The following is a 20,063-nucleotide window of genomic DNA, read 5'->3' as shown; positions in this document are numbered from 1 at the left end:
TGAGGTGAGCTGATGGGGCAGCTGTCGCGCATCGTGGCCGACTGGGTCGCCCACGACCCCGACCCGGCCTCCGCCGCCGAGCTCGCAGCCTGTGACGACGACGAACTCGCCGACCGTTTCGCCCGGCCGCTGACGTTCGGCACCGCGGGCCTGCGCGGTCCGCTGCGCGCCGGGCCCAACGGCATGAACCTTGCGGTGGTGCTGCGCGCGACCTGGGGGGTGGCCCAGGTTCTCGGTGACCGGTCCCCCGGCGCCGCGGTCGTGGTCGGCTACGACGCTCGCCACCGTTCCGCAGAGTTCGGTAGAGCTGCCGCCGAAGTCTTCGCCGCCCAGGGATTTTCCGTCACGCTGATGCTCTCCCCCGTGCCTACGCCCGTCGTGGCGTTCGCCGTCCGCAGCATGGGCGCCGCCGCGGGCGTGCAGATCACCGCATCACACAACCCGGCCACGGACAACGGCTACAAGGTGTATCTCGCCGGCGGGTTGCAGATCGTCGCACCCACCGACCTCGACATCGAGCATGCCATCGCAGCAGCACCGCCCGCCGACGAGATACCGAGAGCGGCAGTGCCGTTCGGCGGCGCCGAGCAGATGCGCAGCTACCTCGAACGTGCCGCGACCGTCCGCCGCACCACCGGGTCGGTGCGGGTGGCGCTGACACCCATGCACGGGGTCGGCGGCGAGTTCGCCCTCGATGCTCTGGCGCTGGCCGGCTTCGGCGATGTGCACGTCGTCAAGAGCCAGTTCGCACCGGATCCAGATTTCCCGACCGTGGCCTTCCCCAACCCGGAAGAGCCCGGTGCCGCCGACCAACTGCTCGCGCTGGCCGCCGACGTCGACGCCGAGATCGCCGTCGCGCTGGACCCCGACGCCGACCGGTGCGCGATCGGGGTTCCCACCCCGACCGGCTGGCGCATGCTGTCCGGAGACGAAACCGGTTGGCTGCTCGGCGAATACATCCTGTCCGGTTGTCAGGATCCGGGTGTGGTGGCCAGTACTGTGGTGTCCTCACAGATGCTGGCGAGTATCGCCGCCTCCTACGGCGCGCGGCACGTCGAGACGCTCACGGGGTTCAAGTGGCTGGCACGCGCCGACGATCTCGACGGGACGCTGGTGTACGCCTACGAGGAGGCGATCGGGCACTGCGTGGACCCCGCAGCGGTCCGCGACAAGGACGGGATCAGCGCAGCCGTACTGGTCTGCGATCTTGTTGTTGCACTGCGCGATCAGGGACGCACCGCCCTCGACGCCCTCGACGACCTGGCTCGCCGCCACGGCGTGCACACCACCACCGCCGTCACCCGCCGGGTCGACTCACCCGCCGAGGCCATCGAGGTGATGGCCCGGTTACGAAGCCACCCACCGGTGTCAGTGGCGGGCTTCGACGTCACCGTCACCGACCTGCAGCCACGCACCGATGCTCTGGTGTTCACCGGTGGCGACGACACCACATCGGTTCGGGTGGTGACTCGTCCGTCCGGGACGGAGCCGAAACTGAAGTCTTACATCGAGATTCGCTGCACCGGCGAGCTGGAGCCCGCTCGCGCCCGAGCATCCGCACTGCAGGACGCGGCTACCACCGCCGTACGCGAGTGGGGATGATCGGTCCCACCGCCAACCAGGCCGGATTTCTCCTAGGGTCCACAGTGCCACCCAGGCCGCACCAACGGCGGAGCACAGCGGCTTGTTCACCGCACTCGGTCATTGCTCATATCACGGTCAGAGTGCTTAAGATCTCCTGACGACGCCGTGGTTGTTGGCTGCGAGTTGCTCCAACGAGTTCACGGCGTGGTAGCCGACGGTAGGGCCGATGTGTTGTCGTCCCCGCCCTTATCACTGCGAGGATGCCGGCGATGGCCGATGAGTCAGGGACTTCAGGCGATATCGATGAACTGCGCCGACTGTTCCTCTTCGAGAACCTCACCGAATCTCAGCTCGAAGCTCTGCACCGTGACGGTCGGGAAGTGGCACACGGTCCCGGCGTGCTCTGTCAAGAAGGCGAGCCGGCGCGATTTTTCTACGTGCTGCTCGAGGGTGAGATCGCACTCTCAAAACGTTCCGGAGACAGAGAGATCGAATTCTGGCGGGGATCCACCCCTGGGTGGTACTGCGGTGCCTGGTCGGCCTTCCTGCTCGATGACCGCCTTGTCTACGAGAACACCTCCTCGTTGATCAGGCCGTCGCGGCTCTTCAGGCTCGACGCCACCACGCTCGGACAGTTCCTGCACAACGAGTTCTCGATGGCTACACATTTGCTGATCGCGCACTCGCGCGGTCGCGAACATGCAACCCGCATCCTGACACCAAGCGCCCGGCTGATCCAGCTCGGTCAGATGACAGCCGGCCTCACCCATGAGCTGAACAATCCCGCCTCTGCCGCAGTTCGTGCGGCATCGGAACTGCGGCTGCGCATCTCGTCACTTCGCCACCGCGGACTCGATCTCCGCAACCAGGCCATTTCGATGGAGGCGGCAGCGCACCTCGTAGATCTTCAAGATCGGTTCGCCGAGCTCGCCGCCACACCCAACGAACGCACCGCAGTGGAGACCTCCGACCTCGAGGAAACCATCGGCGAGTGGCTCGAAGAGCACGGGGTGAGCGAGCCCTGGGAGCTCTCGGCCACCTTTGCCGAAGCAGGTGTCGAAGTCGAGTGGCTCGAAAGGGTCGCCGCCTCGCCATGCGGTGCGACGCCCACCGCGCTGGACTCAGCGATCCAGTGGCTGTGCACGACGATCGAGGCCGAACAATTACTCACCGAGGTCACCAATGCGACCAAACGGATATCCGTACTCGTCGACCATGCCAAACGGTATTCCCAATTGGACCGTGCGCCTTTCGACCTCGCCGGCGTGCACGATCTTCTCGAAGACACTCTGGCGATGCTGCCGCATCGCCTCGGGCCGAACCTGACGGTGGTGCGCGACTTCGAGCCCGATCTACCTGCAGTGCCATGCTATCCAGCTGAACTGAACCAGGTCTTCACCGCTCTCATGCAGAATGCCTTCGACGCTCTCCACACCGTGCAGGGCGGTGTTCTCACGCTCCGTACGCGTCGCGAAGATGACGTCGTTCGCATCGAAGTCTGCGACAGCGGGCCCGGCATCCCGGACGATCTACTCCTGAGAGTGTTCGATCCGTTCTTCACGACGAAACCGATCGGTGAGAACAGTGGACTCGGACTCGACATTGCCGCCCGCATCGTCGAACGGCATCGCGGAGCCTTGTGGGCAGAATCCTCTCCCGGCAACACCCGGTTCATCACGACGCTGCCGTTGAATGCGGCCGCACCGGCGACTTCCGCCACTGGTTGACCCGGCACCCCCGTCAGATCGGCACTGTTTCGATGATTGCAAATGGTCCACCATGGCCGACGGTGGTGCGACGGAGCCCGGCCGATTCGAACAGGGCGTCGAACTCGGCGGTGTCGCGTTCCCGGCCGCCGGTCATCACGAGCATGTTCAGGTCCATGAGCGGCGCCGGACCTGGTGCACCCAATTCTCCAACGAGGTAGTCGATCACGACGATGCGGCCGCCTTCCTCCAGCGACGCACGGCAATTCTTCAGGATCCGGATGCAGCTCTCGTCGTCCCAGTCATGCAGGATGTACTTGAGTACGTAGAGGTCGGCAGACGGAACGGACTCGAAGAAATCACCGCCGAACGCAGTGAAACGATCAAGCAATCCGTCGCTGCGTGCGGCCTCCGCCGCGTCGGGCACCACGTGCGGCAGGTCGAAGACGCCGCCGTGCAGGACCGGGTTGGCCCGCATCATCGCCCGGATCACTTCGCCGCTCGCGCCGCCGACGTCCAGGGCACAGTCGACCTCCGACGTGTCTATCACCTTCGCGATCTCGATCGCCGCCACCGCCGTGAGGTTCGACATGGCCTCGGTGAAAAGGCCTGCCTCGTCGAGGTGAGCGGCGTAGTAGTCGAAGATCGTCTCGAATGTCCCGTGTGCAGCCATGACCTGCTGGCCACCACTGCGGACGGCATCCGGAAAGCGCCCCCAGGTCAGCCAGTGGCCGGGCGCGCCGGTCGCAAGGATCATGCCGCGCAACGAATTCGGATCGTCCTTGCGAAGCGTGGCCAGCAGCGAGGTGGCGCTGAAGTGGATTCCGTCAGTGGAGGTGACGAGGCCGAGCGAGGCGCACGTCCGCATCAAACGCCGCGTGGCGTCGAGATCAATCGATTCGAATTCGGCGATCGCATCGGGTGTGTCAGCACCCGCCGCGAGATGGTCCGCCAGGTTGAACACCGCAGCGGCACGCACTATTTGGCTGACCCAGAATCCGGTCAGCATGCCCATCATGCGTTCGTAGTCCTGGAGAACGGACGGCGCGGGGGTGGTTGTCATTGTCAGCAGTCCTTTTGTGTCGATTTGTCAGCAGCGGGCGTGCGTTCGGGTTCGGCGGTCCTCACGGTGACCGGCAACGCCTGCAGGCCCCGCATCAGCGTGGTCGGGCGGTACGTCAACGGCCCGGTGTCCGTCAGCCGGATGTCTTCGTAGTGGTCGAGCAGGCGCTCCAGCGCGACCTCCCCTTCCATCCTGGCCAGCGGAGCACCGACGCAGTGGTGGATGCCATGCCCGAACGCGATGTGCCGGTTCTGCGGCCGGGAAACATCGAACCGATGGGGGTCGGTGAAGCGCTCGTCGTCGCGATTCGCACCGAGCAGGGCAATCAGTAGCAGCTCCCCAGCGGGAATCTCGATGTGTCCGAGGGTGATCGGTTCGGCCGTGAAACGAACCGTGGCGGTGTTGAGTGGGCTCTCGTAGCGCAGGATCTCCTCTACCGCTGCCGGCAGCAGCCGTCGGTCTGCGCGCACTGCCTGCAATTGGTCCGGATGCCGCAACAGCGCATGGATTCCGTTACCGATCAGATTCACCGTGGTGTCGTATCCGGCGATGATGAGCAGGAACGCGGTGCCGAGCAGTTCGCTCTCCGACAACCGATCCCCGTCGTCGCGGTGATGCACGAGACTGCTCAGGACGTCTTCTCCCGGATCATTCCGCTTGGCCGCGATGATGCCCTGCAGTAGATCGGTCAATTCCTTTTGTGCAGCATGTAACTCATCGGTATCGGTGCTCGTGAAGATAGGAATGACGAGCGACAGGAACGTGTCCTGCCCGGCCGGGGGCACTCCGAGAAGCTCCCCGATGACGCGGACCGGCAGCGGTTGGGCGAACGTCTGCATCAGATCGACGTCGGCCTCGGTGCCGAAGCCCGCAAGCAGGTCGTCGGCGATCCTCACGATGGTCGGCCGCAGCCTCTTGACCGAGTGCGCCGTGAACGCCGCCGTGACGAAGCGGCGCAGGCGGGTGTGGTCCGGCGGGTCCTTGAACAGCATGTTGTCGCCGAGGACCGATCCGATCGAGCCGTCGGTTCCGGGCGGGAACAACCGGGTTGCGGTAGGCCCGTCCTTCTTCACTCGCGGGTCGGCGAGCAGGGCGCGGGCTTGGTCGTACCGGGTGACCATCCAGACCCGGACCCCGCCCCACATCATCACCGGTTGGGCAGGACCCTGCCGGCGCATCTGCGCGTAGGTCGAATGCGGGTTCTGGATGAACGAGTTGCCAAGACGCAGCATGCTTTCTGGCCTTCTTCGGGTCGGGTCGGAACGTACCCGAACCAGCGTGAATCCTCGCCGCCCGCACAACCAGGCTGAACTTTTCCTAGTTCCGGCCCGGCCAGCTTCGGCTCAAAGGGCGGCGTCAGCCAACTCACGCAAAGCAGCGTCCGAGGGCGACCCCGGTTCGGCCCAATAGACCACCATGATGTTGTCGCTGCCACGCAGCGTCAGATGCTGGAAATGCAGATCGAGCGGACCGACCGCAGGGTGGTTCAACAGCAGCAGCCCGCTGGCGTGCCCCTTGACGTCGTAGGCCTCCCACAGCGTGCGGAACCGCTCGCTGCGGGCTTTCAGATCGTCGATCAGCGCGTGCAGACCGGCCACCGGGTTGTCGCCCACGAACGAGCGCAGCCACCGCACCGCCCAGGCGGTCAGCCCGTCCCAGTTGCGGTAGAGATTTCGGGTCGTGGGGTCGAGGAACAGACTGCGCAGCGGGTTGGACCCCTGCGCAAAGGTCGGCGACAGCGCCGCAGCAAGGTCGTTGGCCAGCACCACGGTGGCGGTGACATCGTGGATGTGCGCCGGGGACAGCGGCCAGCCGTCGAGAAGATCCTGCAGCGCAGGGTGCAGCGGCCGATCGAGCCTCGGTATGTGATCACGGCTTCCGTTGTCAGAGGCGAGATTGCACAAGTAGGCGGCTGCGTCCGGGCTGAGCCGCAGCGCCCGGGACAGCGCGTTGAGCACCTGATCCGACGGTCGTTCCCGGCCCTGTTCGATCCGGTGGTAGTAGTCGGTGCTGATGCCGGCCAGCATCGCCACTTCCTCCCGGCGCAGACCAGCGACACGGCGCCGGTTTCCCCGCGGGAGCCCGAAATCGTCGGGTTGGAGCTTGCTGCGGCATGAACGCAGGAACTCCGCCAACGGATCGTTCCCCATCACCATATTCGGAGTGTGTCACAGGTTCAGAGCCAGCGCGGGTCCGTTGATCGACTGGCTGACCTGTGACTACGCCTGGCGGGAGCCGCCACTGCGCCGTCATCGAGAGAGCCGATCTCACCTCCGCAGGGTGGCCGAATCTTTCCTAGGTGAGTTCGTGCCTTTCGTTGCCGGCCGCGAAGGCGTTGACTGTCGTCAACCGACCCTCGAGGTGGCGACGCTGCGCAATCCGGAACTGAATTGCCAACAATGACAACATCTTCGCGAAAGGAAGAATCGTGTCCGAATCACCCACCGCCCTCCGAAGTCCCGGAAGCGGTTCCCTGACCGCTCGCGTCGCGGCGTGGACCTTCGCCAACCGCTTCGATGAGCAACTCTCCCTCGGTTTCACAGGCAAGGCCGGTACCGCCTTGGCGCTCCACGCCGACCGGCTGAGATCCCGCCGAGAGCGACAGAGCATTGCGCGTTCGCTTCACCGGGCGGTCGTCGGCGCCCACGACCGCCGCTGGTGGCTGTCCCCGCGGCTACCTCTGCATCACCACAACATCCGCAATGCCGAGGACACAGTCAGACTGATTGTTGATCGCCTGCAGTCGCCCAGTCCGGTGACGGCCGTGGGAATGGCCCGGCTTCGCCGGGTATTGACCGACGGCGCTGGGCCGTTCTACCTGTGCGGCAACGGCGATCTGGATGGTCGACTACGCGCGGCGCTGTCCGCTCTCTGAAGGACCACCCCTCCGCCGGAACTGTATTCCGCGTGCGGTTTTGGCGCGTTACGCCGCCTGGAATACAGTTCCGGCGGGGGTCAGCGCGGGCCGAACTGCCGGTCGCCGGCGTCGCCCAAACCCGGCACGATGTAGGCGATGTCGTTCAAGCCGGAGTCGATGGTCGCGGTGAACAACCGCAGCCGCGGCGCCACCTTCTCGACCGCGGCGATCCCTTCCGGGGCGACCACGACACAGATGGCAGTGACGTCGACGGCGTCGCGGGCATACAGCAGCTCGAGAGTGTGCACCATCGAGCCACCGGTGGCCAACATCGGGTCGAGCACGATCACCGGCTGCCTGCTGAGATCCTCGGGGAGCGACTCCAGATACGGCGTCGGTTGATGGGTCTCCTCATTGCGGGCCACACCGACGAAACCCACCCGGGCCTCGGGGATCAGCGCGTGCGCCTGATCCACCATGCCCAGACCGGCCCGCAGCACCGGCACCAGCAGGGGCGGGTTGGCCAGCTTCGTCCCGGCGGTGTCGGCCATCGGCGTGCGGACGGCGACCGTGTCGACCGCCAGCTCGCGGGTCGCCTCGTAAACGAGCATCAACGTCAGGTCGCGCAACGCCGCCCGGAACGCCGCGTTGTCGGTGGTCGCGCGTTTGTCTGCAGACACCGAGTTCATCCGCGCCTACGGGTCGGCCTCGTCGGGTCACGCGGCTGACCTGATGGTGGCCGTAGCCCGGCTGACCGCGGTCGACGCCGGCTCCGCTGCGCTGCTCGGGCCGGTCGGCGCCCGGTTCCAGGCCGCCCTGGCCCGAGCGATCGACCGGGAGGCCGGCACCATCACCGATCTCGGCAGCGCCGTCGCGGCGGCAGACCCGGCGGCCCGTAGTACGGCACAGGTCTACGAGGGAGCCGACGCCGCCGCCGGAGCCCGGTTCGCCGGGGACTGGTGATGCCCAGCGCGCTGGTCACGGCGTTGTCCACGCCGATTCGCCGGGTGCAGGCGCTGGTCGGTCCCGGATGGTCCGGAGACCCGGCGGCCGACCCCGCCGCGGCGCTCGCCGCGACGCGCGACATGCTGGCCGACGTTGCGCACTCGGCCACACAAGCCTGGCAACGCACGTCGGCCGAGTGGGCGGGCGCGGGATCCGATGCCGCAGCACAGTTCGCGGCGACGACGGCCGCGGCGATCGACGAGGCGGCCGAACGGGCGTCCGGCCTGGGCGTCACGGCCGGCCGGGCCGCGGAGTCGGTGGCGGCGGCGCACCAACGCCTGCAGGCGATCGTCGACGACTTCGAAGCGCGAGCCGGCGCGCTGGTGTTCACCGGTGGCGACGACGAGGTGACGGTGCGGGTGGTGGTGCGGCCATCGGGCACCGAGCCGAAACTCAAGTGCTACATCGAGATTCGCTGCGCAGGGCAGCTGGAGCAGGCCCGCGCGCGGGCCGCCGAGGTGCAGGACTCCGTGGCGGTCACCTTCGGTGACCGGCGGGTCAGCCCGGCTTCGAGCCGTCGCGGTGACGAACCAGGAGCACGAACACGCTGATCCCGAACACCCAGGCCGGAAACACCAGCGTGATCCACAGGCTGAAGCTGACCACCACGATCAACATCGCGGCCAGCAGGTAGGTGAGCACCGCCAGCCAGCGGGGCATCAGCCCGGTCCTGATCCAGATGGTGGCCAGCGAGACCATGAACACCGCCGCCATCCGAAGCGCCCACACGTTGCTGACCTGCAGCATCAGCGATCGACCGAAATAGATCAGGCCGTTGGTCGCCACGGCGGGTACCTCCGCGGTCATCACGATGGCTCCCGCGATCGCCATGGAGAGCGCCGTCATGGCGAGGAACAACAATCCACTGCCGAAGAACACCGACGAGAAGAAGCGATCCTCGAGGTCGCCCAGCAGATCGCGCATCACCCCGATGAACCACAGGAAAGAGATCCCGGCGACCGGTGCCAGCACCAGCGCCGCGCCGATCCGGGCCCGGCCGCTGCTGACCCACCCGATCTGAGCGAAGGGATCGTCAGGAATCGCGCTGCGCATCAGGACCAGGCTTGCGGCGAACAGCACCGCGAACAGGACACCGGCCACAGCCGCCGACCGCGGTGTGGTCAAGCGCCGCAACTGAGATGGGGATTCCTGACCGGACATCTACACCCTCAGCACCACGCCCAGCAGGGCGATGACGCCCAGAGCGGCGATCAGTGCGGCGACCACACTCGCTATCGAGAACGGCGCCGGCCCGAAGGCTTCCTGCAGTGTTTTCATGTCCTGACGGTGCTGCACCCAGGCCAGCACAAGGGCGACCAGACCGATCAGGATCATCGTCGTGCCGAACACCGTGGGGCTGATCAGCGGGTCACGCAGGCGCTCCGACGCCGACAGGTACCGGAAGATCTGATAGATCGTGAAACCGAACGCGATCAAGGATGTCGAGGTTCGCACCCAGGCCATCAGCGTGCGTTCCTGAGCGAGTCGCGTGCGCTGCGCGGCCAGGCGGGTGTTCGCGTCCAGTTCGTCGGTCATAGCTTCGTCACATCCCGTTCGGCAGAGAAATCAACGCCGGCGTAAATGCGAGCGTACTATCCCATCGCCGGCATCAAGAGAGCGCGCTCAGTACGTCGCTGCAGGTGGAATGCCCGGCTAGGAAAGGTGGGCACTCGTGAGCGACAAACCGAACATCCTCGTCATCTGGGGTGACGACATCGGCCAGAGCAACCTCAGCTGCTACAGCGACGGGGTGATGGGCTATCAGACCTCGAACATCGACCGGATCGCCGCCGAAGGCGCGCGCTTCACCGACTATTACGGTGAGCAGAGCTGTACCGCGGGACGGGCCGCCTTCATCACCGGACAGAACCCGTACCGCACCGGTCTGACGAAGGTCGGCATGCCGGGGGCTCCCCTCGGGCTGCAGTCCGAGGACCCGACGATCGCGACAGCGCTGAAGGCGCAGGGCTACGCCACCGGCCAGTTCGGCAAGAACCATCTGGGTGACCGGGACGAATTCCTGCCGACCATGCACGGGTTCGACGAGTTCTTCGGCAACCTGTATCACCTGAACGCCGAAGAAGAGCCGGAGAACGTCGACTACCCGAAGGACCCGGAGTTCCGGAAGAAGTTCGGGCCGCGTGGCGTCCTGCACACCTGGGCCAACGCGGACGGAACCCAGCGCATCGAAGACACCGGCCCGCTCACCCGGAAGCGGATGGAAACCTGCGACGAGGAATTCCGCGATGCGGCCATCGATTTCATCAGGCGCCAGAAAGACGCGGGCACCCCCTTCTTCGTGTGGTTCAACTCGACCCACATGCACTTCCGCACCCACCCCAAACCGGAGAGCATCGGCCGTTCCGGACGATGGCAGTCCGAATACCACGACACCATGCTCGACCACGACGACATCGTCGGCGATCTGCTGAACCTGCTCGACGAACTGGGCATCGCCGACGACACGATCGTCATCTACTCCACCGACAACGGTCCCCACATGAACAGCTGGCCGGACGCCGGGATGACCCCCTTCCGCAACGAGAAGAACTCCAACTGGGAGGGCGCCTACCGGGTTCCGGCCCTCGTACGCTGGCCGGGCCGGGTGCCCGCAGGCAAGGTGCTGACCGGAATCGTGAGCCACAACGACTGGTTCGTCACACTGCTGGCCGCGGCAGGCGACCCCGACATCGCGGACCGATTGCGGGCCGGAACCGAGCTGAACGGATCCAGCTACAAAGTCCACCTCGACGGACTCAACCAGCTGGAGTACATCACCGGCGCGACCGACGAAAGCCCACGCCAGCATTTCTTCTACGTCTCCGACGACGGCGATCTGACAGCCCTGCGGTTCGACAACTGGAAGGTCGTGTTCCTCGAACAGCGCTGCCCGGGCACGCTGCAGATCTGGGCCGAGCCCTACACCGAGCTGCGTGCACCGAAGCTGTTCAATCTGCGCACCGACCCCTACGAGCGGGCAGACATCACGTCGAACACCTACTACGACTGGATGCTCGACCGCGTCTGGCTTTTCGCACCAGCACAGGCCTACGTCGCCGAAATGCTGAAGACTCTGGTCGAATTCCCTCAGCGTCAGGAATCCGCCAGTTTCAACCTCGAGCAGGTGATGAAAAAGCTACAGGCAGGCGGCGTCGACGCGTGATGGGTTGCGGCCGGCGTCAGCGTGGCCCGAACTGCCGGTCGCCGGCGTCGCCCAAACCCGGGACGATGTAGGCGATGTCGTTCAAGCCGGAGTCGATGGTCGCGGTGAACAACCGCAGCCGCGGCGCCGCCTTCTCGACCGCGGCGATCCCTTCCGGGGCGACCACGACACAGATGGCGGTGACGTCGACGGCGTCGCGGGCATACAGCAGCTCGAGAGTGTGCACCATCGAGCCACCGGTGGCCAACATCGGGTCGAGCACGATCACCGGCTGCCTGCTGAGATCCTCGGGGAGCGACTCCAGATACGGCGTCGGTTGATGGGTCTCCTCATTGCGGGCCACACCGACGAAACCCACCCGGGCCTCGGGGATCAGCGCGTGCGCCTGATCCACCATGCCCAGACCGGCCCGCAGCACCGGCACCAGCAGGGGCGGGTTGGCCAGCTTCGTCCCGGCGGTGTCGGCCATCGGCGTGCGGACGGCGACCGTGTCGACCGCCAGCTCGCGGGTCGCCTCGTAAACGAGCATCAACGTCAGGTCGCGCAACGCCGCCCGGAACGCCGCGTTGTCAGTGCGCTCGTCACGCAGGGTGGTCAGCCGCGCCGCGGCCAGCGGATGGTCCACAACGCGAACGTCCATGGATGACGACCCTAATGGGAACCGATCCGGCTTCCCCGGCGTCCTAACTTCCATGGTCGCGCGTTTGTCTGCAGACACCGAGTTCATCCGCGCCTACGGGTCGGCCTCGTCGGGCCACGCGGCGGACCTGATGGCCGCCGCCGCCCGGCTGACCGCGCTCGACGCCGGCGCCGCTGCGCTGCTCGGGCCGGTCGGCGCCCGGTTCCAGGCCGCCCTGGCCCGAGCGATCGACCGGGAGGCAGGCACCATCACCGATCTCGGCAGCGCCATCGCGGCGGCAGACCCGGCGGCCCGTAGTACGGCACAGGTCTACGAGGGAGCCGACGCCGCCGCCGGAGCCCGGCTCACCGGGGACTGGTGATGCCCAGCGCGCTGATCACGGCGTTGTCCACGCCGATCCGCCGGGTGCAGGCGCTGGTCGGTCCCGGATGGTCCGGAGACCCGGCGGCCGACCCCGCCGCGGCGCTCGCCGCGACGCGCGACATGCTGGCCGACGTTGCGCACTCGGCCACACAAGCCTGGCAGCGCACGTCGGCCGAGTGGGCGGGCGCGGGATCCGACGCCGCAGCACAGTTCGCGGCGACGACGGCCGCGGCGATCGACGAGGCGGCCGAACGAGCGTCCGGCCTGGGCGTCACGGCCGGCCGGGCCACGGAGTCGGTGGCGGCGGCGCACCAACGCCTGCAGGCGATCGTCGACGACTTCGAAGCGCGAGCCGGCGCGCTGGAACCGCACCTGGACTCCCCGGGCGTCGCCGAGAAGCTGTTGACCGCGGCGCGCGACGCGTTGGCCGACGCGGTCGCGGTGGTCGAGGGGCTGATCGCTGAACTGGACGGGCACGCGGCCGCCGTGGCTGCCCAGGCGCCCGGCGCCCCAGCCGCGACCGCGCCGGCGGGGTTCAGCGGCGGCCCGGCGATGGGCTCCGGGATGGGCTCCGGCTTCGGCGGCGGTGGCGGCGCCCCGCTGGGTGCGCCGGGCTGGAGCGGGGCCGGCGGTGGCACGGCGGAGATGTCGGGGTTCACCCGTGCGGACCTGGCGGAGACCGCCGACGCGGGGGCCTTCGGGGAGGGGGTGGCGGTGCGACTGCCCGACGGAACCGTGGTGATGGCACCGAACGCGGTTGCCGCCGGCGCGGTCCGACATGCGCTGACCCAGCTCGGGGTGCCCTACCAGTGGGGCGGCACCACACCGGGCGTCGGGTTGGACTGCAGTGGCCTGACCCAGTGGGCGTACGGAGAAGCGGGGTTGAACCTTCCGCGGCTGGCCCAGGAGCAGGACATCGGCGCGACGGTCGACGCCGGCTCGTTGCGTCCCGGCGATCTTGCGGTGTGGGACGGCCACGTCGCGATGATCGTCGGCAACGGCATGATGGTCGAGGCCGGTGATCCTGTGCAGCTGTCGCCGATCAGAACCGCCAACGCCGGTCAGGGTTTTCAGGGCTTCTGGCGGCCGACGGCCTGACCGCCCTTCGTTCCGACAGGCTCGGGCATCCTCGGCGCAGAACACCAAAGCACGATTTCCATCAGAGAGGTCAATGCGACCGCCGGCATGGGCCACAACATGATGGTCGAACCCGGGAGGCGTAGCGTCGCCGACTGCATCCAGGCCTAGCTAGCAGACAGGGAAATCCGAAGTTCACGGTGATGATTGACGCCGGGTGTCTCAGGCTGGTGCCGACGGTGCTGGCGCTCTGGCTGCGGTCAGCCGTTGCGACCCGGCTGTACGCCCCTGCACCGTCCTGGCGAGATCACGTGGTGAAGCTCGACCGAACCTTCTACTCTCGGCTCGTGGGGCAACGGGGAGATTCTTTTGCGCGCTGGTACTACGCCCAGGGGAAGGGCAAGCAGTTCGTGCTGTGCCTCTGCGCGGTCGCGCTGCCCGTCATCGGCTTAGCGTTGATCTTTCCGCTGCCGCAGCAGCAGGCGAGCAACCAGGTGGTGGTCTGGTGTGACCCGCAGGGCAGGAAGACCATAGACGGTCAGGAGACCCCCAACATCACTGTCAGTCGAGATGATCCACGATTCGACGAGTCCGACCTCGACGCAACCATGTTTCGGCTCTGCGCCACCGTCTCCTGAGCAAGAAGAAGCCCCGCCCTGGCTGTCCAGGAGCGGGGTCGCTTTTGCGTTGTGGGGCCTACTTGCTCCACCAACAGATCGCTGATGCCGTAGACGGCGGGATCCTCATCCTCACTGCCAGCAGTCGAGGTCGACGAGGTCCCCTCTTCTTGGGCCCGGAGCTGGTGGTGGTGATGGTTGGTTTGGTTCCTCTGCTGCTCAGCGGGTAGATCGGATCTGTACCGCTTTTGATCACTCGCCGAGGCCGGTGACCCGGTGCAGCTGTCGCCGATCAGAACCGCCAACGCCGGTCAGGGTTTTCAGGGGTTCTGGCGGGCGACGGCGTAGCGATAGCGGCTTCGGCGGGTCGCGGATCTCCCTCCGTCTCGATGATTGCCCGAGCCGCCGCCAGTCGGTATGGGCATGACAGACGAATCCATGTGCAGCGTGCGCATCGTCAATGTGCCCGCCGAAACCGTGTTCGCGGTGCTGGCCGACCCGACCACTCATCAAGCGATCGACGGCACCGGCTGGGTGCGGGAGTCGCTCGACGGCGACCGGCCGACCGCACGATCTCGAGCCGCTCGGTGACGACCGGACCGAGGTCACCCTGACGTATGACTGGTCGGCGGTGCCGCCGACCATTCGTGAACACATCGGGTTCCCGCCATTCGACCGGCAGCACCTGGACAACTCGCTCAAACACCTCGCCGGTTTGCTGCGGGAGTAGGGGTGAACACCGACCGAGAATCGGTTCGGTGCGCGCCACCACAACGACGTCACCCCAGCACGGGCAGTCGCCGCTTACGTGCCAGCTCGACGAGGCCGTGCTGCATCACCGCACGCACATGCGCGTCGACCTTCCGCACATCCGGATCGTCGCCGAACTCGGTCGTGATGTCGATCGGCGGCAGTACCCGCGTGACGATCTTCGTGGGCAGCGGCATGTTGACCGGTAACACCACGCTGAGACCGAACGGGAAACCGATGGTGACAGGCAGGATATTTGTCCGAAAGAGCCTGCGCTCCAACGCCGTCAGCCGAAGCGTCCGCGCGAGCCAGGTACCTCTGGTCAGGTAGAGCTGGTTCTCCTGCCCACCGACGGACACCACAGGAACGATCGGAACACCCGCCTCGATCGCCGTCGTAACGTAGCCGGTACGGCCACCGAAGGCGATGACGTTCTCCTGCCGGGTCGGCCGGTAGACGTCGTAGTCGCCGCCGGGAAAGACCAGCACGGGAGAGCCGGTCGCGAGCGCCGCCTCGGCATTTTCGGGGGTGGCGCGGATGACACCGGTGCGCTCGAAGAAGTCGGCCACCGGTCCGCGGAAGAAGTTGTCGTGGGCAAGCACGTAGAGCGGCCGGTCGTACCCGAACGCCCGGTAGTAGTCGACCGCGATCACCGAGTGGTCGAAGGTGACCAATCCGCCGGAGTGGTTCGACACCATCAGCGATGCCCCGGCGGGGATGTTCTCCAAACCCGTTACCTGGGAACGGAAATAGGTCTTCACGATGAGGCGGGTCAGGTCGACGAGCCGCCGAGTAAGACACGCGTCCCACTTCGCGATCACCGACTCCGGGTCCTCAGCCATGCGCGACGGGCTGATGCTACGCCGGAGGCGTTGCCCGGGCGGCCCGTTCGGGCTGGTCGGACCGCGTCGCAAACAGACGCAACGCCAACGCCCCCAGCGCGAGCACCGAAATCACAGGCGTAGCGAAGAGTAGAAGCGCCCAGACAAGTCCCACCCCAGCACCGCTCAACGCCTTCACCAACGTGAAGATCGCGACAAGCCAGCTGATGCCCCCGGCCACCAGCGTCACCACCACCGCAACCCCGAGCGAGCGCCACGGTCCGTAGTGCCGCAAACCCGTGCCGGTCAGCAGCGCCGCGACCGGCACGATCATGATCACCGCACCCAGCCAGGGCTGATGAGAACCGGCCCGCATCGCCGGGACAAGCAGCACCGCGGCCAGCACCGCTGCACCGATGATGCCTGCCACCGCCACGCCCCTGCCATTCGCCATATCTGGATTCTCCCCAAGCCTGGGCCGGCGCGAGGCCCGATGCGAAAACAGGAGGCGAAAGACCCTTGTTGCGACCGACCCGACGAGCGGATTCTCGAGGGACCACACCGAATCCGATTACAGGAGCTTGTCATGACAGAAGCCACCGGCAAGAGCGCAGCCGCCGAAGCACCGGATACGACCGCGAGCACCGTCCACACGGTGGTGGAGCGCGCGGCCGGGTTGTCCGATGACGTGCTCAAATCGGTCGAAGCCGGCCAAAGGGCCGCAATCGAGGCGGTGCGCCAGTTCGTCGACACCGTCGACGAGGCATTGCCACCGAAGGATGACCACCCGTCACGCCGGGAGACTGTGATCGACGCGGCCCTTGACATGGCCGACCGCCTCGTCACCACGCAGTACGAGTTCCTGCGCAGCGTCGTACACAGCGCCGACCGAACACTGCGCAAGGCCGACGACGCGGACAAGTGAGCGCACCACGTTGTCGTTGCACCGAAAGGACACCTTGACATGGCTGACCGCAACGAACTGGCTGCGCTGGCCGACGAGGCCGCCGAGGCTCTGTTGAAGGCGATCACCAGTGCCGCGCCGAAGAGCGGGTCGACAGACGGGATTCTTCACCTGGCACAGGCGTACGCGCTGCTGGTGGCCGCCGAGCCCGGCAAGCCGCCGCAGCCTCCGATCTCGCGGGACTGACGCTCAGTCGTAGAGACCCGCGAGGGTGTCGGCGAAGTTCTTCACGATGACGTTGCGCTTGGCCTTCAGGCTCGGAGTGAGATCGCCTGCCTCGATGGATAATTCACGGTCGAGGATCGCGAACCTCTTGACCTGCTCCCAGCGGTTGAGTTGGCTGTTGAGCGTGTCGATGTAACCGCCGATCAACTCGCGCGTCGAGTTGTGCTGTGCGATCTCGGTGAAGGACAGGTTCTCCAGGCCGTTCTTGGCGGCCCAGTCGGTGATGGCCTCGCTGTCCAGGCTCACCAGCGCCACGCAGTAGGGGCGCTCCTCGCCGTAGACGATCATCTCGCTCAGGTACGGGCAGATGGCCTTGAATGCCGCCGCGATCGCCGACGGTGCGACGTACTTGCCCTGCGAGGTCTTGAACAGATCCTTCTTTCGGTCCGTGATGCGCAGGAACCCCTCGTCGTCGATGGTGCCGATGTCGCCGGTGTGGAACCATCCGGCCGCATCGAGCGCTTCGGCGGTGGCCTCGGGCAGGTCGTGGTAGCCGGTCATCACACCCGGGCTCCGTAGCAGGATCTCGCCGTCGGCGGCGATCTCGACCTCGGTGCCGGGGAAGGGCAGCCCGACAGTTCCGAAGCGGTAGGCGTTGGGACGGTTGATGAATGAGGCTGCTGCCGTCTCGGTGAGACCGTAGCCCTCGAGCACGATGATGCCGACGGCGTCGAACCATCGCGCGAGATTGTGGTTGAGCGGCGCGGCCGCGGAGACGAAGAACCGGAGCCGGCCACCGAAGCGTCCCCGGATCGTCGCGAACACCAACCGGTCGGCGAGCGCGTGCTGCACCGACAGCAGCGGCGACAGTCGTTTCCCGGCCTCCCTGGCCTCGGAGGCCTGGATCCCGACGCCGATCGCCCAGTCGAAGATGCGCTTCTTGATCCCGCCTTCGTCGGCAATCATGCCCTGAATCCGGGCGTGCGCCTTCTCGAAGATTCTCGGGGCGGCCGCCATGAACGTCGGATGCACGGCCGCGAGATTGTCGACGATCCTGTCCACCCGACCGTCGATCGCGGTCGGGAAGCCGATCGTCAACGGCAATGCGAGCATCACCTTGCCGAACGCGTGGGCCAGCGGGAGCCACAGAAAGTTCAGGTCGTCGGCGCGCAGGATGCCCAGTGCGTCGATGGCGGCGGCGGTATAGGTCCATGCACTGTGCGGAAGCCGCACCCCTTTGGGGCGCCCGGTGGTTCCCGAGGTGTAGATGATGCTGGCCAGTTGGTCGGTCCCGATGGCCGCGACGCGCTGGTCGATGACGTCGGGAGAGTCGGCCAGCAGTTGCGCGCCGAGAGCCTCGAGGTCGGCCAGCGTGATCACGAACTCGCCGTCGCCTTCGCCGTCGACGATCACCACCTTCTCCACGTCGGGCAATTCCTCGCGGTGCTCGAGCAGCTTGTCGACCTGCGTCTGGTCCTCGGCGACGACGACGCGGCTTCCGGAGTTGGCGACGATGAACGCGACGTCACGGGCGTGGGTCGTCGGATACAAGGTGGTGGTCGCGGCGCCCGCACACAACACCGAGAAGTCGACCAGCACCCACTCGTAGCGCGTCGACGAGGCCAGTGCGACCCGGTCCTCGGGGGCGATGCCGAGCGCGATCAACCCCGCGGCGATGAGATCAACGCGGTCCCCCACCTGCTGCCAGGTGACCCTCGTCCAGCTGCCGTCGGTGGGAAAACGGAACGCCTCACTACGCGGGGTGGCGGCGACGCGGTCGAGGAACAATCGGGCCACCGACGGCGCCGGATTGTCGATCTTGCCGAGGTCGGCGGCCTTGTCGGCCGCGCGCAGCCTCTCCACGCACCCAGCCTAGGCACGCCTACGGCCGGATTCAGGGGAATCACGTATAGCCGGAGCGGCGGGGATCGTTCCACTGGTAGAGCAGCCGGACTGGCCCGCGGGTCCGATGGTTAGGCTGTGCCGCATGGCTGCTGACATCGTGCCGATCAGGCTCAGGCTGACCAAGGGCGACGTGTACACGTTGTGGGCGCCGCGGTGGCGCGCCGATGGTGACGATTGGGAAGCCTTTCTCGGCAAGGACGAGGACCTGTACGTGTTCGACTCGGTCGCCGACCTGGTCGCCTTCGTGCGGACCAACACCGACAACGACATCGTCGATCACCCGGCGTGGCAGAAGCTGACCGAGGCCAACGCCCACAAGCTGGACCCGACCGAGAGCCACACACACGACCTCGCCGGCCTCGAGGAACTGCTCGCCGACAAGCCCACCGACGACATCGTCGCCGAAGTGCACCAGGCACTGGCCGTGGTGTCGTCCATCGGGACGGTCTGCGAGCTGCCGTCGGTCACCAAGTTCTTCAACGGCAACCCGGTGCTCGGCACCGTCGGCGGCGGGGCGGAGGCGTTCGCCGGGCGGGCCGGACGCAAGCGCTGGTCCGAGATCGCGAAGATCATCGCGCGCGGCTGGGACAAGGTGGTCGACGCGATCGACGAGATCATCACCACCCCCGACGTCGACAAGACAGCCGCGGAGAAGGCCCAGGCCGAGCTCGACGAGCCGGCACCGGAACCCGACGAGGACGACGTCGTCATCGACGACGTCGTCGACACCGAGGAGGAGTCCGACGAGCTGACCGCCGCGGCCGAGACCAAGGTTCTCGGCGGTGACGAGGACTTCTGGCAGCGCGTCGGCATCGACCCGGTGCGGATCATGACCCGCAGCGGCACGTCGTTCACGTTGCGCTGCTACCTCGACGACCGGCCGATCTTCCTGGGCCGCAACGGGCGCATCAGCGTGTTCGGATCGGAGCGCGCGCTGGCGCGCTACCTGGCCGACGAACACGACCACGACCTGTCCGATCTGGCCACCTACGACGACATCCGCACGGCGGCCACCGATGGCTCGCTGAGCGTCGAGGTCACCGACGACAACGTCTACGTGCTGACCGACATCGTCGAGGAGCTGGCCGAGGGCCCCGACAGCCTGGACCGCGACCAGCTCGCGCTGGCGGTGGAACTGCTGCGCGACATCGGCGACTACGCCGAGGACACCGGCGTCGACGCCAAGCTCGCGCCCGACGCGCCGCTGGGTCGGGTGATCGCCTACGCGCTGGACCCTCAGTCGGTCGCCCGGCCGAGCCCGCCATACGCCGACGCGGTCGCCCAGTGGGAGTCGCTGGAGACGTTCGTCGAGTCCCGGCTGCGGGAGGAGTAGGCCCCCCTTTTGCCCCGCGAGCGCGCGTGTCTGTGCGCTATTGGGCGGCG

The 20,063-nt window shown here is 66.8% G+C and carries 22 protein-coding genes and 1 pseudogene; 13 read left to right on the top strand and 10 right to left on the bottom strand.

Going from position 1 to position 20,063, the window contains the following annotated elements:
* Window positions 1-12 precede the first annotated feature (12 nt).
* Together G6N53_RS11405 and G6N53_RS11400 are read left to right on the top strand one after the other, a co-directional pair.
* Complete coding sequence (locus tag G6N53_RS11405) at window positions 13-1,602, top strand: phospho-sugar mutase (protein ID WP_163888558.1); 1,590 nt, start codon at window positions 13-15, stop codon at window positions 1,600-1,602.
* Window positions 1,603-1,853: 251 nt separating this feature from the next.
* Window positions 1,854-3,311 carry an ATP-binding protein gene (locus G6N53_RS11400; protein ID WP_163888557.1) on the top strand — a complete coding sequence of 486 codons (1,458 nt, stop codon included), beginning with the start codon at window positions 1,854-1,856 and terminating at the stop codon, window positions 3,309-3,311.
* A gap of 13 nt (window positions 3,312-3,324) precedes the next feature.
* On the opposite strand, the gene G6N53_RS11395 is transcribed toward G6N53_RS11400, so the two are convergent.
* From G6N53_RS11395 to G6N53_RS11385, 3 genes are all read right to left on the bottom strand, one after another.
* Window positions 3,325-4,353 (bottom strand): methyltransferase, encoded by a 1,029-nt coding sequence (locus G6N53_RS11395; protein ID WP_237166489.1) that lies wholly within the window; start codon window positions 4,351-4,353, stop codon window positions 3,325-3,327.
* Between the two features lie 2 nt (window positions 4,354-4,355).
* A complete protein-coding gene (locus tag G6N53_RS11390) occupies window positions 4,356-5,585 on the bottom strand; it encodes a cytochrome P450 family protein (RefSeq protein ID WP_163888556.1) in 1,230 nt (409 codons plus the stop codon).
* Window positions 5,586-5,696: 111 nt separating this feature from the next.
* Window positions 5,697-6,509, bottom strand: coding sequence for a helix-turn-helix domain-containing protein (locus G6N53_RS11385; RefSeq protein WP_163888555.1), 813 nt, complete (start codon window positions 6,507-6,509; stop codon window positions 5,697-5,699).
* Between the two features lie 272 nt (window positions 6,510-6,781).
* Here G6N53_RS11385 and G6N53_RS11380 point away from each other — a divergent pair, with 272 nt between their 5' ends.
* Window positions 6,782-7,228 carry a hypothetical protein gene (locus G6N53_RS11380; protein WP_163888554.1) on the top strand — a complete coding sequence of 149 codons (447 nt, stop codon included), beginning with the start codon at window positions 6,782-6,784 and terminating at the stop codon, window positions 7,226-7,228.
* Window positions 7,229-7,308: 80 nt separating this feature from the next.
* On the opposite strand, the gene upp (G6N53_RS11375) is transcribed toward G6N53_RS11380, so the two are convergent.
* Window positions 7,309-7,890, bottom strand: a complete 582-nt coding sequence (gene upp, locus G6N53_RS11375) for a uracil phosphoribosyltransferase (protein WP_371870815.1) — start codon at window positions 7,888-7,890, stop codon at window positions 7,309-7,311.
* Here upp (G6N53_RS11375) and G6N53_RS11370 point away from each other — a divergent pair.
* Both G6N53_RS11370 and G6N53_RS30595 read left to right on the top strand, forming a co-directional pair.
* Window positions 7,877-8,173: an ESX-1 secretion-associated protein gene (locus tag G6N53_RS11370; protein WP_237166488.1), complete on the top strand. Its 297-nt coding sequence runs from the start codon at window positions 7,877-7,879 to the stop codon at window positions 8,171-8,173. The genes upp (G6N53_RS11375) and G6N53_RS11370 overlap by 14 nt on opposite strands.
* Complete coding sequence (locus G6N53_RS30595) at window positions 8,173-8,766, top strand: hypothetical protein (protein ID WP_163888551.1); 594 nt, start codon at window positions 8,173-8,175, stop codon at window positions 8,764-8,766. Before G6N53_RS11370 ends, G6N53_RS30595 begins: the two co-directional genes overlap by 1 nt.
* On the opposite strand, the gene G6N53_RS11360 is transcribed toward G6N53_RS30595, so the two are convergent.
* Together G6N53_RS11360 and G6N53_RS11355 are read right to left on the bottom strand one after the other, a co-directional pair.
* The gene (locus G6N53_RS11360; RefSeq protein WP_163888550.1) at window positions 8,714-9,376 is read right to left on the bottom strand and encodes a hypothetical protein; all 663 of its coding nucleotides are present in this window, start codon (window positions 9,374-9,376) and stop codon (window positions 8,714-8,716) included. The two genes, G6N53_RS30595 and G6N53_RS11360, sit on opposite strands and share 53 nt — an antisense overlap.
* On the bottom strand, window positions 9,377-9,751 hold the full coding sequence (locus tag G6N53_RS11355) for a YidH family protein (RefSeq protein WP_163888549.1): 375 nt from the start codon (window positions 9,749-9,751) through the stop codon (window positions 9,377-9,379). It lies immediately after the preceding gene.
* Between the two features lie 136 nt (window positions 9,752-9,887).
* Between G6N53_RS11355 and G6N53_RS11350 the strand changes: the two genes are divergently transcribed.
* Window positions 9,888-11,378: an arylsulfatase gene (locus G6N53_RS11350; protein ID WP_163888548.1), complete on the top strand. Its 1,491-nt coding sequence runs from the start codon at window positions 9,888-9,890 to the stop codon at window positions 11,376-11,378.
* Between the two features lie 16 nt (window positions 11,379-11,394).
* Here the strand turns inward: G6N53_RS11350 and upp (G6N53_RS11345) are convergent, their stop codons facing one another.
* The gene (gene upp / locus G6N53_RS11345; RefSeq protein WP_163888547.1) at window positions 11,395-12,018 is read right to left on the bottom strand and encodes a uracil phosphoribosyltransferase; all 624 of its coding nucleotides are present in this window, start codon (window positions 12,016-12,018) and stop codon (window positions 11,395-11,397) included.
* A 64-nt stretch (window positions 12,019-12,082) separates the two neighbouring features.
* Between upp (G6N53_RS11345) and G6N53_RS11340 the strand changes: the two genes are divergently transcribed.
* From G6N53_RS11340 to G6N53_RS11325, 4 genes and pseudogenes are all read left to right on the top strand, one after another.
* Complete coding sequence (locus G6N53_RS11340; protein ID WP_237166487.1) at window positions 12,083-12,379, top strand: ESX-1 secretion-associated protein; 297 nt, start codon at window positions 12,083-12,085, stop codon at window positions 12,377-12,379.
* On the top strand, window positions 12,379-13,479 hold the full coding sequence (locus tag G6N53_RS11335; protein ID WP_163888545.1) for a C40 family peptidase: 1,101 nt from the start codon (window positions 12,379-12,381) through the stop codon (window positions 13,477-13,479). Before G6N53_RS11340 ends, G6N53_RS11335 begins: the two co-directional genes overlap by 1 nt.
* Window positions 13,480-13,661: 182 nt before the next feature.
* Window positions 13,662-14,096 (top strand): hypothetical protein, encoded by a 435-nt coding sequence (locus tag G6N53_RS11330; RefSeq protein WP_205390358.1) that lies wholly within the window; start codon window positions 13,662-13,664, stop codon window positions 14,094-14,096.
* Window positions 14,097-14,498: 402 nt separating this feature from the next.
* Window positions 14,499-14,805 (top strand): annotated as a pseudogene (locus G6N53_RS11325) (SRPBCC family protein).
* 49 nt (window positions 14,806-14,854) lie between these two features.
* Here the strand turns inward: G6N53_RS11325 and G6N53_RS11320 are convergent.
* Together G6N53_RS11320 and G6N53_RS11315 are read right to left on the bottom strand one after the other, a co-directional pair.
* Window positions 14,855-15,667 (bottom strand): lysophospholipid acyltransferase family protein, encoded by an 813-nt coding sequence (locus tag G6N53_RS11320; RefSeq protein ID WP_163888543.1) that lies wholly within the window; start codon window positions 15,665-15,667, stop codon window positions 14,855-14,857.
* Between the two features lie 16 nt (window positions 15,668-15,683).
* Window positions 15,684-16,100: a hypothetical protein gene (locus G6N53_RS11315; RefSeq protein ID WP_163888542.1), complete on the bottom strand. Its 417-nt coding sequence runs from the start codon at window positions 16,098-16,100 to the stop codon at window positions 15,684-15,686.
* 132 nt (window positions 16,101-16,232) lie between these two features.
* On the opposite strand from G6N53_RS11315, the gene G6N53_RS11310 reads away from it, so the two are divergent.
* Window positions 16,233-16,571 carry a hypothetical protein gene (locus G6N53_RS11310; RefSeq protein ID WP_205390357.1) on the top strand — a complete coding sequence of 113 codons (339 nt, stop codon included), beginning with the start codon at window positions 16,233-16,235 and terminating at the stop codon, window positions 16,569-16,571.
* Window positions 16,572-16,610: 39 nt separating this feature from the next.
* The gene (locus G6N53_RS11305; protein WP_163888541.1) at window positions 16,611-16,796 is read left to right on the top strand and encodes a hypothetical protein; all 186 of its coding nucleotides are present in this window, start codon (window positions 16,611-16,613) and stop codon (window positions 16,794-16,796) included.
* Between the two features lie 3 nt (window positions 16,797-16,799).
* On the opposite strand, the gene G6N53_RS11300 is transcribed toward G6N53_RS11305, so the two are convergent.
* Entirely contained in the window at window positions 16,800-18,638 is a 1,839-nt protein-coding gene (locus G6N53_RS11300) for an AMP-dependent synthetase/ligase (protein ID WP_163888540.1), read from the bottom strand.
* A 124-nt stretch (window positions 18,639-18,762) separates the two neighbouring features.
* Here G6N53_RS11300 and satS point away from each other — a divergent pair, with 124 nt between their 5' ends.
* Window positions 18,763-20,013, top strand: coding sequence for a protein export chaperone SatS (gene satS, locus G6N53_RS11295; RefSeq protein WP_163888539.1), 1,251 nt, complete (start codon window positions 18,763-18,765; stop codon window positions 20,011-20,013).
* The last annotated feature ends 50 nt before the right edge of the window (window positions 20,014-20,063 follow it).

It is taken from the genome of Mycolicibacterium hippocampi (assembly GCF_010723735.1).
GTDB classification, from domain to species: Bacteria; Actinomycetota; Actinomycetes; order Mycobacteriales; family Mycobacteriaceae; genus Mycobacterium; species Mycobacterium hippocampi.
This window is presented reverse-complemented; position numbering and strand designations above follow the sequence as displayed.

What these genes read in the sequence shown, in the direction of transcription:
- G6N53_RS11405 (WP_163888558.1), top strand. Translation starts at nt 13, where the DNA reads ATGGGGCAGCTGTCGCGCATCGTGGCCGACTGGGTCGCCCACGACCCC.
- G6N53_RS11400 (WP_163888557.1), top strand. Translation starts at nt 1,854, where the DNA reads ATGGCCGATGAGTCAGGGACTTCAGGCGATATCGATGAACTGCGCCGA.
- G6N53_RS11395 (WP_237166489.1), bottom strand. Translation starts at nt 4,353, where the DNA reads ATGACAACCACCCCCGCGCCGTCCGTTCTCCAGGACTACGAACGCATG.
- G6N53_RS11390 (WP_163888556.1), bottom strand. Translation starts at nt 5,585, where the DNA reads ATGCTGCGTCTTGGCAACTCGTTCATCCAGAACCCGCATTCGACCTAC.
- G6N53_RS11385 (WP_163888555.1), bottom strand. Translation starts at nt 6,509, where the DNA reads ATGGTGATGGGGAACGATCCGTTGGCGGAGTTCCTGCGTTCATGCCGC.
- G6N53_RS30595 (WP_163888551.1), top strand. Translation starts at nt 8,173, where the DNA reads ATGCCCAGCGCGCTGGTCACGGCGTTGTCCACGCCGATTCGCCGGGTG.
- G6N53_RS11360 (WP_163888550.1), bottom strand. Translation starts at nt 9,376, where the DNA reads ATGTCCGGTCAGGAATCCCCATCTCAGTTGCGGCGCTTGACCACACCG.
- G6N53_RS11355 (WP_163888549.1), bottom strand. Translation starts at nt 9,751, where the DNA reads ATGACCGACGAACTGGACGCGAACACCCGCCTGGCCGCGCAGCGCACG.
- upp (WP_163888547.1), bottom strand. Translation starts at nt 12,018, where the DNA reads ATGGACGTTCGCGTTGTGGACCATCCGCTGGCCGCGGCGCGGCTGACC.
- G6N53_RS11335 (WP_163888545.1), top strand. Translation starts at nt 12,379, where the DNA reads ATGCCCAGCGCGCTGATCACGGCGTTGTCCACGCCGATCCGCCGGGTG.
- G6N53_RS11330 (WP_205390358.1), top strand. Translation starts at nt 13,662, where the DNA reads ATGATTGACGCCGGGTGTCTCAGGCTGGTGCCGACGGTGCTGGCGCTC.
- G6N53_RS11320 (WP_163888543.1), bottom strand. Translation starts at nt 15,667, where the DNA reads ATGGCTGAGGACCCGGAGTCGGTGATCGCGAAGTGGGACGCGTGTCTT.
- G6N53_RS11315 (WP_163888542.1), bottom strand. Translation starts at nt 16,100, where the DNA reads ATGGCGAATGGCAGGGGCGTGGCGGTGGCAGGCATCATCGGTGCAGCG.
- G6N53_RS11310 (WP_205390357.1), top strand. Translation starts at nt 16,233, where the DNA reads ATGACAGAAGCCACCGGCAAGAGCGCAGCCGCCGAAGCACCGGATACG.
- G6N53_RS11305 (WP_163888541.1), top strand. Translation starts at nt 16,611, where the DNA reads ATGGCTGACCGCAACGAACTGGCTGCGCTGGCCGACGAGGCCGCCGAG.
- satS (WP_163888539.1), top strand. Translation starts at nt 18,763, where the DNA reads ATGGCTGCTGACATCGTGCCGATCAGGCTCAGGCTGACCAAGGGCGAC.